Source organism: Stenotrophomonas sp. NPDC077420 (genome assembly GCF_044543385.1).
Taxonomy (GTDB): Bacteria; Pseudomonadota; Gammaproteobacteria; order Xanthomonadales; family Xanthomonadaceae; genus Stenotrophomonas.
Map to the genome: position 1 here is coordinate 38053 of NZ_JBITVZ010000011.1, position 14796 is coordinate 52848.

Annotated in this window: 21 protein-coding genes; 14 read left to right on the forward strand and 7 right to left on the reverse strand. The window is 61.4% G+C overall.

Annotated features, from left to right (window positions below):
• Nucleotides 1–222: 222 nt before the first annotated feature.
• Entirely contained in the window at nucleotides 223–525 is a 303-nt protein-coding gene (locus tag ACIGII_RS12130) for a hypothetical protein (RefSeq protein WP_399657531.1), read from the reverse strand.
• Between the two features lie 29 nt (nucleotides 526–554).
• Nucleotides 555–914: a helix-turn-helix domain-containing protein gene (locus tag ACIGII_RS12135; protein ID WP_399638418.1), complete on the reverse strand. Its 360-nt coding sequence runs from the start codon at nucleotides 912–914 to the stop codon at nucleotides 555–557.
• 107 nt (nucleotides 915–1021) lie between these two features.
• Here ACIGII_RS12135 and ACIGII_RS12140 point away from each other — a divergent pair, with 107 nt between their 5' ends.
• The 6 genes from ACIGII_RS12140 (at nucleotide 1022) to ACIGII_RS12165 (ending at nucleotide 4483) form a co-directional block, all read left to right on the forward strand.
• Entirely contained in the window at nucleotides 1022–1840 is an 819-nt protein-coding gene (locus tag ACIGII_RS12140; RefSeq protein WP_399638420.1) for a hypothetical protein, read from the forward strand.
• Nucleotide 1841: 1 nt separating this feature from the next.
• The gene (locus ACIGII_RS12145; RefSeq protein ID WP_399638421.1) at nucleotides 1842–2225 is read left to right on the forward strand and encodes a hypothetical protein; all 384 of its coding nucleotides are present in this window, start codon (nucleotides 1842–1844) and stop codon (nucleotides 2223–2225) included.
• Nucleotides 2226–2299: 74 nt separating this feature from the next.
• Nucleotides 2300–2797: a hypothetical protein gene (locus tag ACIGII_RS12150; RefSeq protein WP_399638423.1), complete on the forward strand. Its 498-nt coding sequence runs from the start codon at nucleotides 2300–2302 to the stop codon at nucleotides 2795–2797.
• 290 nt (nucleotides 2798–3087) lie between these two features.
• Complete coding sequence (yecR, locus tag ACIGII_RS12155; RefSeq protein ID WP_399638548.1) at nucleotides 3088–3354, forward strand: YecR family lipoprotein; 267 nt, start codon at nucleotides 3088–3090, stop codon at nucleotides 3352–3354.
• Nucleotides 3351–3767, forward strand: a complete 417-nt coding sequence (locus ACIGII_RS12160) for a hypothetical protein (protein ID WP_399638424.1) — start codon at nucleotides 3351–3353, stop codon at nucleotides 3765–3767. Before yecR ends, ACIGII_RS12160 begins: the two co-directional genes overlap by 4 nt.
• Nucleotides 3768–3904: 137 nt before the next feature.
• The gene (locus tag ACIGII_RS12165) at nucleotides 3905–4483 is read left to right on the forward strand and encodes a hypothetical protein (protein ID WP_399638425.1); all 579 of its coding nucleotides are present in this window, start codon (nucleotides 3905–3907) and stop codon (nucleotides 4481–4483) included.
• A gap of 58 nt (nucleotides 4484–4541) precedes the next feature.
• Here the strand turns inward: ACIGII_RS12165 and ACIGII_RS12170 are convergent, their stop codons facing one another.
• On the reverse strand, nucleotides 4542–5084 hold the full coding sequence (locus ACIGII_RS12170; protein ID WP_399638426.1) for a hypothetical protein: 543 nt from the start codon (nucleotides 5082–5084) through the stop codon (nucleotides 4542–4544).
• 125 nt (nucleotides 5085–5209) lie between these two features.
• On the reverse strand, nucleotides 5210–7129 hold the full coding sequence (locus tag ACIGII_RS12175; RefSeq protein ID WP_399638428.1) for a type 4 pilus major pilin: 1920 nt from the start codon (nucleotides 7127–7129) through the stop codon (nucleotides 5210–5212).
• A 179-nt stretch (nucleotides 7130–7308) separates the two neighbouring features.
• Here ACIGII_RS12175 and ACIGII_RS12180 point away from each other — a divergent pair, with 179 nt between their 5' ends.
• The 5 genes from ACIGII_RS12180 to ACIGII_RS12200 all read left to right on the forward strand — a co-directional run bounded on the left by ACIGII_RS12180 (nucleotide 7309) and on the right by ACIGII_RS12200 (nucleotide 9649).
• On the forward strand, nucleotides 7309–7497 hold the full coding sequence (locus tag ACIGII_RS12180; protein ID WP_399638430.1) for a hypothetical protein: 189 nt from the start codon (nucleotides 7309–7311) through the stop codon (nucleotides 7495–7497).
• Nucleotides 7494–7736, forward strand: a complete 243-nt coding sequence (locus tag ACIGII_RS12185; protein WP_399638432.1) for a hypothetical protein — start codon at nucleotides 7494–7496, stop codon at nucleotides 7734–7736. The genes ACIGII_RS12180 and ACIGII_RS12185 overlap by 4 nt, the downstream gene beginning before the upstream one ends.
• Complete coding sequence (locus ACIGII_RS12190; protein ID WP_399638433.1) at nucleotides 7733–8203, forward strand: hypothetical protein; 471 nt, start codon at nucleotides 7733–7735, stop codon at nucleotides 8201–8203. Before ACIGII_RS12185 ends, ACIGII_RS12190 begins: the two co-directional genes overlap by 4 nt.
• A gap of 193 nt (nucleotides 8204–8396) precedes the next feature.
• On the forward strand, nucleotides 8397–9074 hold the full coding sequence (locus ACIGII_RS12195; protein ID WP_399638435.1) for a ParA family protein: 678 nt from the start codon (nucleotides 8397–8399) through the stop codon (nucleotides 9072–9074).
• Between the two features lie 32 nt (nucleotides 9075–9106).
• Nucleotides 9107–9649, forward strand: coding sequence for a hypothetical protein (locus tag ACIGII_RS12200; protein WP_399657534.1), 543 nt, complete (start codon nucleotides 9107–9109; stop codon nucleotides 9647–9649).
• A 365-nt stretch (nucleotides 9650–10014) separates the two neighbouring features.
• Here ACIGII_RS12200 and ACIGII_RS12205 read toward each other — a convergent pair whose 3' ends face one another.
• Complete coding sequence (locus ACIGII_RS12205; RefSeq protein WP_394161826.1) at nucleotides 10015–10416, reverse strand: VOC family protein; 402 nt, start codon at nucleotides 10414–10416, stop codon at nucleotides 10015–10017.
• 22 nt (nucleotides 10417–10438) lie between these two features.
• Complete coding sequence (locus ACIGII_RS12210; RefSeq protein WP_394161457.1) at nucleotides 10439–11062, reverse strand: TetR/AcrR family transcriptional regulator; 624 nt, start codon at nucleotides 11060–11062, stop codon at nucleotides 10439–10441.
• Between the two features lie 176 nt (nucleotides 11063–11238).
• Between ACIGII_RS12210 and ACIGII_RS12215 the strand changes: the two genes are divergently transcribed.
• The 3 genes from ACIGII_RS12215 (at nucleotide 11239) to ACIGII_RS12225 (ending at nucleotide 12773) form a co-directional block, all read left to right on the forward strand.
• Nucleotides 11239–11982, forward strand: a complete 744-nt coding sequence (locus ACIGII_RS12215) for an SDR family NAD(P)-dependent oxidoreductase (protein ID WP_394161456.1) — start codon at nucleotides 11239–11241, stop codon at nucleotides 11980–11982.
• Nucleotides 11983–12166: 184 nt separating this feature from the next.
• Entirely contained in the window at nucleotides 12167–12526 is a 360-nt protein-coding gene (locus ACIGII_RS12220) for a hypothetical protein (protein ID WP_399638438.1), read from the forward strand.
• Nucleotides 12513–12773: a hypothetical protein gene (locus ACIGII_RS12225; protein ID WP_399638440.1), complete on the forward strand. Its 261-nt coding sequence runs from the start codon at nucleotides 12513–12515 to the stop codon at nucleotides 12771–12773. The genes ACIGII_RS12220 and ACIGII_RS12225 overlap by 14 nt, the downstream gene beginning before the upstream one ends.
• Nucleotides 12774–12794: 21 nt before the next feature.
• Here the strand turns inward: ACIGII_RS12225 and ACIGII_RS12230 are convergent, their stop codons facing one another.
• Complete coding sequence (locus ACIGII_RS12230) at nucleotides 12795–13847, reverse strand: hypothetical protein (protein ID WP_399638442.1); 1053 nt, start codon at nucleotides 13845–13847, stop codon at nucleotides 12795–12797.
• Nucleotides 13848–14796: the final 949 nt, after the last annotated feature.

Here is a 14796-nt window from a genome sequence, read left to right on the forward strand (position 1 = left end):
CCAGGACGGGGCAGATCTTTTTCAATCGCTTGGCTTGGCGGACGTGGGCCAAGATCCTTTCATTGAGCCGGGAGAGTGTGTGGCGGGCTTTCTGTTGCGTGAGCTGCCACCCGAAAGCCCGGTGCGGGAATGGCTGGGTCCTCTGCTGCGCGCCCGCTACTTGGATTGCCTGATCCCATCGGCCACCGTCGCCCCGCCACCCGCTCGGCGGTTCTGAAGCGCTCAGGGGGCGGGTGGGGCAGCCATGACCGACTTCAGTTGCCGGTTGAGGGCTCGCGCTTCCAAACCGACCTCCTCCCAGTCCCTGCGAGCAGTCAGCGGTTGTCTCTTGAATCCGTCTAGCCAGGCGTGGGCCTTATGGTGCACGGGGACGGCATTGCTTGCCTCTCCCGCCGCATACGTTGCGTCCAGCGAAGCGAGGTTGAGTTCCAACAGGTTGACCTCGATCAGTGCATGCATCTGCATCTGAGACACCCTGAGCGGTGCGCGTTCTTGCCCCAGCCATCCCTTGAGTCGCTTCAACATGGGTCACTCTTCCATGAGCCGTAGGGGGTCTACTCGGCCGGGGGATCGGTGGTGACCCCCTTGGCCTTGGCGTAGCGTCGAACCTTGGCCAACAGCTCTCGCTGTTGTTCGGGGTCCAGCCTGGACATCACCAACAGGGTTTCGGCTACCAAGTCATTGGTCGCATGGAAATACGCCACTGGCAGCCCGAGCGCTTCGGCCAGCTTTTCCATGCTCTCCAAGTCGGGCACTCGATCGCCTCTCTCGTAACGAGAAATCCTGGGGGCGGCGCTGTTTTCCTCGTCCAACCCAAGCACGGCCCCCAAATGCGCTTGTGTCAGGCCCTTGGCAAGCCGGGCCTCGCGCAAGCGACGGCCGAACGTGTGAGCAGGGGCGAGAGGAGCAGGCATGGGAGATCAACGGATCAGTAACGACCCCACAGTCTGCCGCTTCCAATGCTGCACTGCATTTGCCAAACTTGCAAATAGGCTGGGGTGACCGGTATCAGGGGGGACGCATGAAGCAGACGATTGCAGCCATGGCGGTAGTCATGGCGTTGACCAGCGTGACCGCTGGAGCCCAAGACGGCATTTTGGGGAGGATCGGCAAAGGGCTGATGCAGGCGGGCAAAGACGGGGCTTCCGCGCCGGCGACCAAGCGCTACCTGGAACCCGCCGGCACTTACTGGGACGATGAAGACCCCGAGGTCCTCGATGGCTACACCCGCGTTCGGTGGGGCCTCGCCGCCACGGCCTCCGGCGGCTTCGACGTCTGCGAAGGCAACTTGTTTGCCCAGGTAAAGGCGGGCTACGCCATAACGCCTTCGACGCGCACCCGGTGCATTGGCAGCTGGCAGCACCTCTATCAGCGGTTGGGGCAGTCCGGAGGCCCGGCGGCCGCATTCGACGCCAAGGCACAGCAGTTCGCTGCCACGGACTTTTTCTACCTGCGCCCTCCCATGGACGTGGAGATCGACCCGAAGATCGGGATCCTCCATGCCTACGCGAAGATCTTCGACAACGCCTGGTATCCCCACTCCCCGGGGTTTTTGCCCACGGCAGTGGTGGGTGCATCCCCGCTGGGGAAGGGGACAGCGGTGGTTGGAGTGGAGCACGGAGGCCGTTACCACGCTGCCTTGCGCCTGAAGCCTGAAGACGTGGCTGAGCTGAACCGGGTCGGGCGCGACGCCACCGGGGATCGAATCTTTTTCAGGGTCCTGAAGGGCGGCCTTCAGCCCAACGGACTGCCAGACATCGTTCTCCAAATAGACCGGTTTGAGATCGGCTACAAGAACCAGGTCATCGGCATAACCCCTTCCAAAGACAAGGACGCATGACATGAAACAAGCAATGATCGTGGTGGCAGCAACGACACTCCTGAGCCTGGCAGCATGCTCTGGTGACAAGGGCCCCACGAAGGAGGACGGGGTCAAAGTTGTAGAAGGGTTCTTTACCGAGCAAGGGAAGCAGGCGACGTTGCAGCGCACCTGGAAGTTTGAGGTCACCGATGCGGGTGGCCTGGAGCTCGATTGCGAGAAAAAGCCCAGTGGGGATCAGGAGTGCATGGTGGGCGGGTCGGTAAAAGCCCAGGGTTCCATCGGTGGCCAGCCCACCAAGGACGAGCCGAGCACCCTCAAGCCGAAGCTGCGGGCCCTGTTCCGCCCTCAAGGCGAGGGTTGGCAAGTGGTCGAAGTGAAGGACGAAGGGACGTCTGCGGGCTAAATGGGCCGCAGTCCACCGCTTGACTGCACGCCGGTCTCGATCAAGCGTGCAGCCATCTACAGGGGGAGATCACCATGAACCGCTATCCGCCATACCAGCCGTTGCATCCGCCCACCGGGCCGGCCGCCATGATTCTGGCCAGTGTGATCTTGGGTCCTCTCGGGCTGCTCGCCCTGGGCGGGGGCCAGGAGGCCATGCGGTCCAGTGTGTTGCTGGGCTCGCTCTACTGCGCCGGGGGACTTCTGATCTTTTCCCTCTTGGCCTTCTGCCTGGCACTCCACATCCGTGCTCAGCGGGTATGGGACTGGCATGTCCGCACGGGCCGGATGCCATATTTCCGGAAGAACGGGCTCTGGAAGGGGGCCGGGTTGGGATCGATCGTGGGCCTTGCCGTCGTAATCGCCGCAGCTTGGTTCGGCCTTAAGTATGCCGAGCATCCGGTGTATGGAGAGGTGGCCACGATGGCGTTCTACGGCGCGTGGCTGTATGGCGTGTTCCTGATGGGCGTGCTGGCTGTGGTGTTCGGGTGGGTCAAGCGGGCGTGGGATCGAACGGCGCTTCCGTCTGCCTGATGAGCCGGCGCATGGACCGACATCCTTAGCCGGGTGAGAGGTATGCGCCGAATCGTGCCCTTCATGCCCCCCCCCGGCTATGTGCAGCGACAACTCGAGCGAGGGAGGCTTGCTCGAGTGCGAGATTCCCTGCCCGCAGGGGCATGGGTTAAGCTGAACACGCCTGCCGCTGATCAGCGGTGGTAGGCATATTTTTCGTTGGATAACAGGGGAAGTGAATGTTAGGGAAAACACCAGCGCTGCTTTGCGTCGTTGCTTTCATGCTTGCTGGCTGCGCGACGCACAAGGAAATGCTCGTCACCGGTGCTAGCCGAGCGGACGGAACCATCACTCTTTCTTACGAGAGCAATGAGTTTCAGCGAGTCTCCGTAGACGGAGAAAAGGCTGAGAGCATGGCGGCGCAACGCTGCAAGGCATGGGGCTACAGCGGTGCTGAGTCCTTCGGGTCTCAGGAGAGTCAGTGCCTATCGCGCCGGGGTTTTGGCAACTGCGGTAGCCGCCGTGTATCGGTTGTCTATCAATGCACTGGCTCGCCAGGGCAAGGTCGATCGGAGTGAAGAAGTCTCTCTCATTGTTGGCAGTGTTCCCACTTGCGCTTTCCTTCTGTGCTTCGGCGGAAGGAAACAAGATGGACTTCTTGCCATCGCAGAACGTTGTGAACGACGTTGCCCGGTGCTCGGCCGCAGCAAGCTACGTCATGGCGGCAGCAGCCATTTTGCCCAATGACTCTTCCCGTTGGATGGAGTTCGCTACTGACATCAGCAGGACGATAGCCGAAGACCAGAGCCGTTCGCCGGAGCACCGCGCCCAGCTAACCCCCACGGCTGCCGAGATATTTGTTGCTGCTGCGCATGTCCGGGGGCTGGTTGAAGAAGGCTGGGAAATCAAAAAGGCGTCGGGCAGAGACTATGTCGTCGCCAATGCCGCCGCCCATTGCACGGCCTCGCTCCTGGGTCCCAAGGGGAAGTAGCTTTCGATTCGTTCAAGGGGCTGGAGGCGTTTAGGTTTCGACGCGGGCTAAACGACGTCTTGGCTGCGACAATGCAGGCACCGAGCTCATGCGGAACGCGAGTCGCCGGTGTCTGCGAAAATCACAAGGAGTGTGTTGTGTTCGGAATATTCAAGAAGCGCGAATCTCAAACGGATCAGGCGCAGAAGCAAGTCGATGAAGCGCTTGCTCGGCTGGGCGCCTCAGTCCTCCTCATCACTCAAGCGGGAAAGATTGTGATGACCTCGGAGGCCTTGAAGAGCCGTCCGAAGGACTGGATGGGAGGACAGGCTATCGAGGTGATGGTTCATCATCCCAGCCAAGAGCCCTACTTCATCTATTACGAAAACGAGCAATACTACTTCAGCATGGCCCGTGCTGGGGGCAGGCAGTCCCTTTCCAATGCTCAGAGCTTTGAGGGCTACCGAAGCAGTGTTTCGCAGGTTCTGTGCATGTTCCTTGTCCTTCATCTCATCAAGACGGAAGAAAAGGACATTCGGCACCCTGAGATGTCCTTCACTCATAACCGCATACACACCAACGTCGTCGCTTACGTTGAGCGCCTGAACAACTGGTATCCAATCCAGCACGGCTCTGAAGAGTCTGACTCGGCAACTGACAGGAAGCTGGTCTTGGTCAATCGCGGCTCCGTCGACATCTCTGAAGTGATCGCCATCAACGCGCCATCACCCGCGTAGGTAAGCAGTTCGCCCAGGCTGGGGCTGGTTCATGGCGCTGCCCGGTTCGGCGGCGTTGTCATGCCTGTCGCAAGGTGGCAATCCTTGAATACAACCCGGCAAACGAAGACCAGTCGGTTCTGTCGCTGGACCCAATCCTTCTTATCCATTGACTGGAGGGCACGGGCTCGCTTGTTGTGAGGACATCCCCCGCGATCTCCCAGTAGGAAATCATCTCAGCCTCGCCCTTCAGGCTCGTCGGATACTTGGCAGCCCAGACGACGGTTGAGGAGTAGAACTTCAGAAGCTCAACATCGCTCGGCGAAGTGGAGAGACCAACCTCTTTGGCGAGTTGGACGCTGTCGTGCGTGTTCGCCTTCTTCTTGCCGCGGCTGACCAAAATGGCCTTCGAGAGGACTTCTATCGCCAAGCCGCAGAGCAAGTGATAGGAGGGGCGAGCCGCCAACGCGGTTGAGAATCCAACTGGCTCTCCCAGCAACTCTCTTGTCTCTTCTGCGCTTCCCCTCATGGACAGCCAAATGCAGGCGGCACCGGCTCGCAGGCCTGCTGCTCTTGCAAACCACTGGTTGGGGTGGTTCCGATCCGAGACGATATCTTCCATGCGGGCGCTCCGGTGGCTCTACGGCTTTCAGTCTAGGTCATTGCAAGCAACGGAACTTCTCGGCGCTTCATTCACGGGTGGCCCCGTGAAGTCAAGCCTACGTCCGGGTTCTCTTCGATGCAGCGTCATGCAGTGGGCCCTTGGCACGTCAACGTAAGCGTCTGGTAGCCAACTCGCACGGGGTTGTAGAACTGCCGATACCAGTTGAAAGAGACGGCCTGGCCCACGTTGTGCTCGTTGCACGCCGGCAGGCCTTGCTGGCTCCCATACCCGCCGTTGGGGGTGCAGCCGGGCTGCCCCGTGCAGGTCGCGGAGGGCGTGGCGGAGACCGCGGACGACTCAGGCCACGCCCAGTGGTAGGGGTTGTTCGTCTTCCCGAACAAGTCTGAGGCGCAGGCCTGGCGACAAACCGCCATGGAAGTGCCTCCACCGGTCCAGTTGTAGTCGCAGTAGTGCATGCCCATGTTGGACACGCACTCGAAGTCATATGAGTAGGCGTAGTTGATGTTCCCCACGTCTCCCACTGCGTTGCATTGCTCCGCGTAGCTCGCTGACTCGCTGACGTTTGCCGGCCAGTTACCAGGCATCGGGGCAGGGGTCTCCACGCGGGTCACCGGCACGTTGTTCAATGCCCATTGCAGCCGTGCTGTCTCCGCCGGAGTCAGACGAACCACCGCATCGGGATACCAATATTGAATCGCTGAGGAACCCGGAGGGGGCGGGAGGTCCACGTAATCGGAGGAATACCACGCCGCCACCTGCAAGCTGCCATCGCTGCAGCGGGGGACCGTGGACGCGCACGTGTTGACCGCATTGCGCTGGTTGCCGGTATCCGACCAGGCCGACCATCCACCAACGTTAGGCAATGGAACCGTTGTGCGACCGGCGGGGCAAGCGTAGGTGATATCCCGCGAACGGACCTGCTCCCATTCCTGCGACACATTCCCACTCATCCCCGAAAGGCATGACCCCGTGCGGGTGACCCACTGGGCCTGCGTTTGCCGCTCGTCGGTGGGGCATGCCTGGCAGCTGCTGGCAATGGTTGCCGTCACCACGACGGGCCGTGCCCAAGCTTCGGGATGCTCCCACGCCGCGTCGGTGTTGGGATCAACGCCTCCGTTCGGACAGACGGTGCGGGTGCGAAGCGTTTCCGTCCCCCACGTCCCCGCCAGGCACGTTCCCGTTTGCGTAAACGACTCTGCCTGCTGACAGGACACCAACGCCGGCGGGAAGGTCGGTGGAAGGCCGATGGGCGAGGGCTGCGGCACCAACGGGGTCGCTGCGGCAGGAGGCAGGGCTGGAACTGCAGGAGGAGCAGGAGGCAACCCTCCAGGCGAGGGCGTGACGGGATTTCCTGGGAGTGCATCGTCCACCGAAGGCGCGGATGCCACGGGTCCCGCTGGGGTCGTTGGTGCATCAAGGAAGGGAGACGGCACGGGTGCAGCCGGTTCAATGACAGTGGCCACCGAGCCTCCGCTTGCCAGCCCCGAGTAATACACCACCTCCAACACGTTCCCGTTCTCCTCGCAGGCGGCGGCCAATGTGGGCACATCCAGCTGGCCTCCCGTGTTCCATTTCGCCGACGTCCCGTCCACTCGCACGTCCTGAACGTAGGCGTCCCCCGCCACCGCACTGAGGAACGGCACGCAAGCCCGGTGGGGCACGCCGGAGAACGCCACAGTGAAGCTGTCTCCAAAGCGGCGAACCGTGGAGGGAGTGATGGCGATGGGGCCGCCCCAGGCGTTGGTCAGCGCCAACCCAGAGGACGCCTTTCGGAAGTCGGCGGGCGCCAGGTTGTCCTCGACCACGTTAGACGCGCTCACGTTCCGATAAGTGCCAATGACGCCGTAGGACCGGTCGATTGCGCTCGCCATTGCCCGTAGGTTCTCAACGTCTGTTGCCACCAGAACGCGGGTGTGGACCCGTGGGTAGAAGAACAACGCCGCTGCGCCCATGGCAGCGGCAGCACCCAAGGTCAACAGCAACTCGGCCAGGCCAAAGCCTGGGGCGGGCAAACGTGGGTGAGCGTGAGTATGCGTTGTCATGCACTTCAGCATGCGACACAAACTGGTTTTGACAAGCGCTCGGGCGCTTTTGGATTTTAGTCAAATAGCTTTCGAATCAATGGGTTGACAAGGGTTGAACTTGTGGTTGGATCGAGGTGTAGGAGCGGTTTAATGAGTAAACCGACCTACCCACAAAACCAGCAAAAGAGAGCCAAAGCATGAAGATTCATCCCACCGATACCGCCCGCAACGACCTGGCGCACTTCCAGCTCCACACGGCCCCGCAGCTCCTGGATCGCACCAACGGGTTGAACCAACTGGCCGACAAGCACCGCCGAATCCAGCGCCTCGCCACCCGGGCCCGCCGTGAGCGACGCTGGAACAAGGAAGGGGAACGCTTCGCATGAACTTGAATTTGGCTTTGCTGTTAGTCGGCATCCTGAGCGCTGCGGTGTTCTACCGGGATATGGTTGCCAATCCCCTTGACGCCGGGCGTGCATTGGTCCGGTTTTACCAACTGCCGGCCCAGCGTCGGCATAGCAGCGTTCTTCAGGCCGTCTCGGCAGAGTGGTGGCGCGTGATGTTGTTGCCCGTATACGTTTTGTCCGCCTTGGTGCTCATCGGGATCCTGGGAGGTGGGCAATGAGCGCTGGGACCGAAAACCTCATCCGGGCCATTCAAACCAACGATTCGATGGCCTTCTACGGATGGCTGCACGCGCTCAGGGGAACGCCAGCCCTGGATGCCGGCGTGGCCGGTGATCCGGGCATCACCCCTTTGGCGGTGGCCGCGGTCATGTATGCGAACGTGCTCAAGTCAGACCGACACCAAGCAGGGGGGTATGCGGCCATGGTTGCAGCGCTTCTGGACGCGGGAGCCAACCCGTTGGTTCGGATCGGGGAGCGGTTCGTCGTTAAGAGGAACCACTTTGGAAGGCTGGAACAGCGCCGGGTGGCCGATGGTAAGACGCTGGCTGAAGTCTGCGAGGGAGTTCTCGCGCCCGCCATGCAGGCCTGGTTCGCACGCTATACGGTGGATCGGATGAACACCGAACTCCACCGACACCACCCGGCGTTCGTTCAATCCCCACGGCGCATCGCCGAGTTGGCTTGAAGCAAGGGCCGGCGGCTGCTCGCCGCCGAGAAGCGTCGTGGGAGAAAGGGCGGGGAGGGCCACGGCTTCCGCCGGGCCCACGCCTTGCTTAACCCCAGACGTCTGCACGGCCACAACCCCCTAGCTGCACGGCCCTTGCGGGAATAGGTTTGCATCGTAGTGTGTTGCACAACCTACCCATAAAGGAGCTGTCGTGCGTCTAGTCATCACCGGGTTCAAGGGCGGCATTGGCCGCACCAGCACCACTCTCAACCTCGCGGCCCGCTTGGCGGAGCGTCGAAGCGTCCTGGTCAACGATCAGGATCCCCAGTGCGGCGCGCTGGCATGGGCTGCGCTGTCTGACCAAACCCCCTTCGCTGTTGCGCGGGCGTCCAGCCCAGGCTTGTTCGATGTGGAGATTGTGGACATGCCGCCGTCCATGCCGATCAAGGAACAGATGCCGGACGCCGACCTTTACCTTGTGGTCACAACGCTGGACGCGGCCAGCTACACCGTGTTCCTCCGGACTGTTGCGCTGCAGACGGAACAGGGTAAGCCCTACCTGGTGGTCGCCAACCGTTACCGCCCCGCCCGTGGCGAGCAGAAGCGGCGTCTGGCAGAGGAGCCGCTGCTGGCTCAGGCCATCGTCATCCGGGATCGAGCGATCCTCTCGAGCTATTACGAGCGGGGCACCACGGTTTTTGCATTGGATGGCAAACGCGCCCAGGCCGCGCAGGCTGACTTTGTTGCACTGTCCGATGCCATAGAGTCGAGGCTGAAGGCAATAAAACGCGCGGCGCAACGTCGAGCAAAGAAGTCCAGTGACCTGCGCAAGCAGCGGGTAAGTCGGCTTACCCAGAAAAAGTTGACCCGTGCTGGGAGGCAGGCATGATGGTCGTCCCGCCTCTGTCCCTGACTGACCCCATGGCCCCCAAAAAGACCCCAGCAAAGAAAGCAGCCGCTAAGAACACGCCGGCTCGCAAGAACTTGGCAGCCGCTGCCAAAGTGGTTCATGCCAAGCCGGAACGGACCTACGCGTCGCTCGTAGACCTGGGGAAGTTCAGCAAAAAGCAGCTCGCTGAGCTCATGGTGGCGGCCGGGGACGCCGCAGGGCGCAAGACTTACTTCGATTTCCAAGAGGAGCGGCCCTACGTCCGGGACGGCCAGAAGGTCCACTTGGAGGTGAGCAGGGACTCCCAGATGTTTGACTACCGGGACGAAAATGGCGGGAGGGTTGAGCGAACGATGGTCACCCTGCCGCCCAAGTTGCGGGAGCAGATCCAAGAGGTCACCGGGGAGGAGCAGCCCATCGTCACGACGGCGATCATCGCCCTCGCGTCCTGGGCCTGCCAGGAGCTCAAGAAGACCAAGCGGCGCTTGGTGGTCACAACTGCGACCGATGACTTGGATCCGGTGCGCAAGCAAGTTCGCAAAGCGATTGTGGGCCGTTCGAGAAAGCAACGGTAGTGCGGCAGCGGGTTTGACGAGCGCGAGGCGGCCACGTGCCGCCTTTTTTGTTCCTGGGGTTTGGCTGGGCGCGTGGGGAAAGCGGAATGTGCCCTTTCGTGCGGTTAAGCTGAGCCTGGGGCGTGAGACTGAAGCGGTGGCTGGGGCTGAAGTCCTAGACCAGCGTTCGCCTCTTCCAAGACCTGGCTTTTAAGGCGCGGGCACCGCCGCTTCATGGAGGTGGGTTACGAGAGCAGCACGCAGTTTAGCCTCGAATACGCCCGGCATTCGGACTGGCACCATCGCAAGATGCGGCACGAATTTTGGCCAACCTGCGTCCAGGGTTGGAGACTCAGGCCTAATCTGACCGCTCCCCTAGAAAGCGTTTATTTGCGATTGTCACCGGGAGCTTGGCAAACCGCTTCCACATTGATGCCGTCCGGATCCAGCACGTAGGCGGCGTAGTAATGGGGGTGGTAGCGATGGCGGATACCTGGGGGGCCGTTGTCCTTGCCACCCGCTTTTAATGCTGCGCTGTAGAAGGCGTCGACGGCGGACTGCGACTTCGCGGCGAAGGCGATGTGGGTGCCGGTGCCGGGAGCCTCCTTGTCATGGACCCAAAGGATCGGGTAGCCGTCTTTGCCAAAGCCGTGCCGCGTCCCTTTCGTGCGCGTCTGCTCCGGCTTGACCGTGATGACGCGTGCGATGTCTAAGGGCGCGAGGGCTTTTTCGTAGAAGCGCCGCGACGCCTCTGCGTCCTGCACGGCGAGTTCGATATGATCAAGGATCGTCACGGCTTCTTACTCCTGCTCAAGGGGTGTGGAGAAGGGCACCAAAGGCTTGCCCGTAGAGGTTGGCGACAGAAGCCACGCGTGGCGTGGTCAAACCGGCTCGTGCCGCAGCGGAAAGCCCCTGAAGCGTCGTCAATACGTAGTCGGCCAGTTCGCGTGCTCGCCGGGGCTGGGTTTGGCTGATATAGCTCTCAATAAGCGACGAGGCGGCTCCGCCGTAAGCGATGGCCAGTGCCCGCGCTTGCGGATCAGCCGAGCGCATGCCTTCGGCTGCCATGCATCCCCGCTTGGTGCTCGACTTGGTGTAGAGCGCAGCCGCCTGCGAAAACAACTCACTAACTGCGTCAGGCAAGGTGCGGGCTGACGTTAGGATCTTGTCCGCCGGCAGGCTGGCTTCAGCAACGTAGGCAGCCAAGCAGCGTTCGAACAACCCTGCTTTGCTGCCATACGCGGCGTAAAGACTCGGAGGGTTGATGTCCAGTTCGCGTGTGAGTTCCGCAATGCCCACAGCGTCGTAGCCGCGCTCGTGGAAGAGATTCTTCGCAATGGTGACGCCCGCCTCGCGGTCGAACGACCTCCTGGGGCTGCGCGCCAAGGCCCCTGTTGCTTTGTTCTGGCTGGCCTTCGTGCTGGGTTGGGTCATGGCTAGAAGTCTTCTTGGAAGTTCAAAGGGTCGTCGTGCGGCAGCGGTTTGGCGGGCCCTGGGGGCTTTATTGGGCAGCTGAGTCAGCGGGGTATCCAAACACATCGCTATCGCGAGGGGTTGTTTTAGTGGTCACTATAGATAAATATAGCGACCACTACAACGTGGAGCGAGAAATGTTGAACTTGACAGGAAAGATTGCAGTCGTGACGGGCGGGGGCAGCGGAATCGGGTTGGCGATAGCCAAGCAACTGGTCAGCGAAGGTGCCCGGGTTGTGATCACTGGGCGCCGCCAGGAAGTGCTAGACGAAGCCGCTGCCTTAGTAGGTGAGGGAGCGGTGGGGATCGTTGCTGATGTCCGCAAGGCGGCGAGTCTGGAAGCCCTGTATACGGAGGTCCGCCAGCGCTTTGGGAAGATCGACGTGCTGGTGGCCAACGCGGGCGGTGGATCTCATGCCCCACTCGGGCAAATCACGGAAGTCCAGATTGACGAGCAGCTTTCAACGAACATCAAAGGGGTGGTGCTGACACTCCAAGGCGCGCTGAGCCTGCTGGGGCCGGGTTCCAGTGTCGTGATCATCGGGTCGACGGCTTCCATCGACCCTGGTCCCACCATGAGCATCTATGGCGGCACCAAAGCAGCCGTCCGCAACATGGTTCGCAGTTGGGTCGCCGAGCTGAAAGGGTCAGGCATCCGTATCAACATCTTGAGTCCAGGTCCCACCAACACCGACTCGCTGCGCGAAGCTTTTGGGGAGAATGCTGAGCAGGGCTTGGCCTTTCTGAAAGACAAAAGCCCCTTGGGACGCATTGGTGAACCGGAAGAGATTGCTTCCGCGGTCGTGTTCCTCGCCAGCGACGCATCGAGCTACATCAATGGTGTTGAACTGTTTGCGGATGGTGGTGCATCCCAGAGCTGACGGAATGGGGTGACCGTGGCTAGCGAGGGGAGAGTCAGCAAGTCCTTCTTCGACAGAGGGGAAGGTGCATCCACAAAGATCGGCGGTGCAGTGCCACCGCCCCACAGCCCAACTCGCACCTAACAAGCAGGGTTTATATCGATTCTGCGCCCCCCCGTCACCCCACCCCCATACGCTCCCCCGCATGGATCCCCTGACCACCCCAGACGGAAGCTACCTCATCGTCAGAGTTCGCCTCTGGCGGACCACTACCCCAAGTCTGGGTGAGCATGGGATGCACCGCCTGGTTAACGAGTTGATGGACGCCCGCCGGGCCGTTAAGGCAGCCAAGACCAGCGGGGACGCGGAGGCTCTGGCGACCGGACGCCAGACAGTGGACAACGCCAAGGTGGGATTGGGCCAACGCGGACCGGTGTGGTGGACCGATGGGGCGCCGGATAGGAACCGGCACTTGGTGAAGAACTCCCCCTATGCGGGGTGGTTCAAGAACGTGGATACTCGTAAGACCACGCCAAGGAAAGGAAGTGCAGATGCTGAAGGGTGACGCGAAGATCGATGTCCCGGTTTACAGGGAGGACGAGGGCGATATCGAGCAGGGGATGGACCCGGTGATGCATGGCATCTTGATTACGCGGGCAGACTTGAAGCCCGTGCCAGGGAAGCCTGGGGTCTATGTTGCCAATCATGAAAATCCTGATGTCACGGTAACAGTGACGGTCCAGGCGGACGGCAGCACGACGATTGAGACGGACCCCGAATCGGAGATCTTCGAGAACACTCTGCACGTCTGACAAACCAGGGGCAGTGAACTACTACTGCCCCCGGCACTCGTTCTCCAGCAATGCCCACGCCACTCCCAGCGCCCGCACCTCATCCGCCCACGCCCGGTATTCGTCCAGCTGCATCGGGGCCTCCAGGCCGCGCTTTACCCGCTCCAGGTATTTGGCCGTCCGCAACATCGCTTCTCGATAACGCAACTCCGCTTCTTCCAACCTGTCCGCCCGTTTTGCAACCTGCAGCAGGGCCAGCCGGCGAACCGAATCCGGGTTCGTGGACAGCGCACGGGGGGCATGAGGCAGCGCTTGGCCGCCGGTCATATGAACCCGCTTGTGGTTGCTCACGGGGTCCTGCACGCGGTGGCGCCAGCACTCCCGCCAGTCTTCTGCATTGAGCTGGCCATCGCTTGGCACATCCAAGGGCACGACGATTCCATGGGCTTCAATGAGCGCCCACACGGCCCCCAGGGACCCTTCTGTCGGAAGCCGTAGAAGGCTCACCTGGCCCTTGGCCAGCACCTCGGCCCCATCCCTCATTCGTAACGCCAGTAGGGCCTCACCAAGCGCCAAGGGATCCCCGGCGCGGGTGCTCCAGCCCACCAAGCAACAGCGCTCTCCATCCACCTCACCAGCCCACGCGTAGACCCGGAAGCGGGGCTTGTCGAAACGAGAACCCAAGTGAGCCAGCAGCCGCTCACGCTTCGAGTGACGGCTCAACGGGGTGAAGTGGTTCTCTGCATACAGCAACGCCGCATGCCGCCGGGCCAGCAGCAAGGCAACCCGGTCAGGGGCCGCCGACGCCTTCCACTCTGACCAGCTCACGACATCGCGCAGGCCCTTTGCAGCAGCGCACGAACGGCAGGCAGGCACCCAGTTCTCCACCACGCCAGCCGGGCCGCCCAGTTGCGCGGGAACCAACGCGGCTGCGGTCCAAGACTTGGGAGAAGACAGGTCCAGCGGAGCAGTGCAGAAGGCGCAGGCGTTCCCGAACTCCGCCAGGCTCGCTTTGCGTTGCCACCCGTTGGCCTTGCCTTCCAGTGGGGCGTCGGCTCGGGCAATGGCATCCAGGAAGGGGGTTAGCTCAAGCATGGGAATCCCCAAAGCCGTTCAAACCAGACCCAGCGCCAGGATCGCAGGACGGGGGCAGGGGAGCGTTGCAGGGGCTTGAAAAAGATTTGACTAAAACGATTTGCTGAGCTTGTCGAACCTCGCCAGTCACCGCCGATCTCAAACCAAGAACCCGCTTCGCTGATCCGTTCTCAGGCCAGCACTCAACCCCCAACCGCAGATCGAATGCCGGGGCGCAGTGAACGAGAGCCGGGGCAGCCCGCTTGACTAAAACAGATTGGGTCAGCGCTCTCCAGGCACCCGAACCGAGCGCAGGAACCCAAGCACTCGACCATCCGAACCCCCGAGCAGAGTTGACTAAAACGGATGGAGGCAGGGCTTTCCGAACACCCGAGCAGCGCGTCCGAACTCCAGCACACGCCATGCCAAACCCAAGGAATCGCTCAACGGAAATAGAGGGTGACAGGGAGGCGGGGACATGGGGGCTATCGGTGTTGCTGATACGGAAAGAGGCGGGGGGCTGATCGTTAGAGAGCAGGGTGAAGGGGTGCTGCGCTGGATGAACTGCAGGGGGAAAGTGAAACGGATTGGGGCGATGGAGTGAAGCGGGGGCGAGGGGCATTGGGGTCTCCGGGTTGTAAATGACTTCGGCTCTCCTTTACTTCTACCTGGGGAAATCGGAAGGGCAAGAGCGGTGAAGCGAAAACTGGGGTGCGATTGCGAGGAACCGATTTGTCTCCCCATTCATCGCTACGGGACTTCCTAACTTTATGGGGAGTGGGCTATACACAAGTCGCACCTCCGGTGTGTTCCGGCTTGGCTAGAAACGCTGCGCGTTTCCATCCCTAAACGCCTTGCTGCGCCTTGTGTTCGCTCTTGGCTAACAACCTAGCCAAAGATCGGATGAAAAAGTGCCAAGAAGCAAGCAAATCCAAACTATTTCGACTTAGCCCGCTTGCGCTTCCGAAAA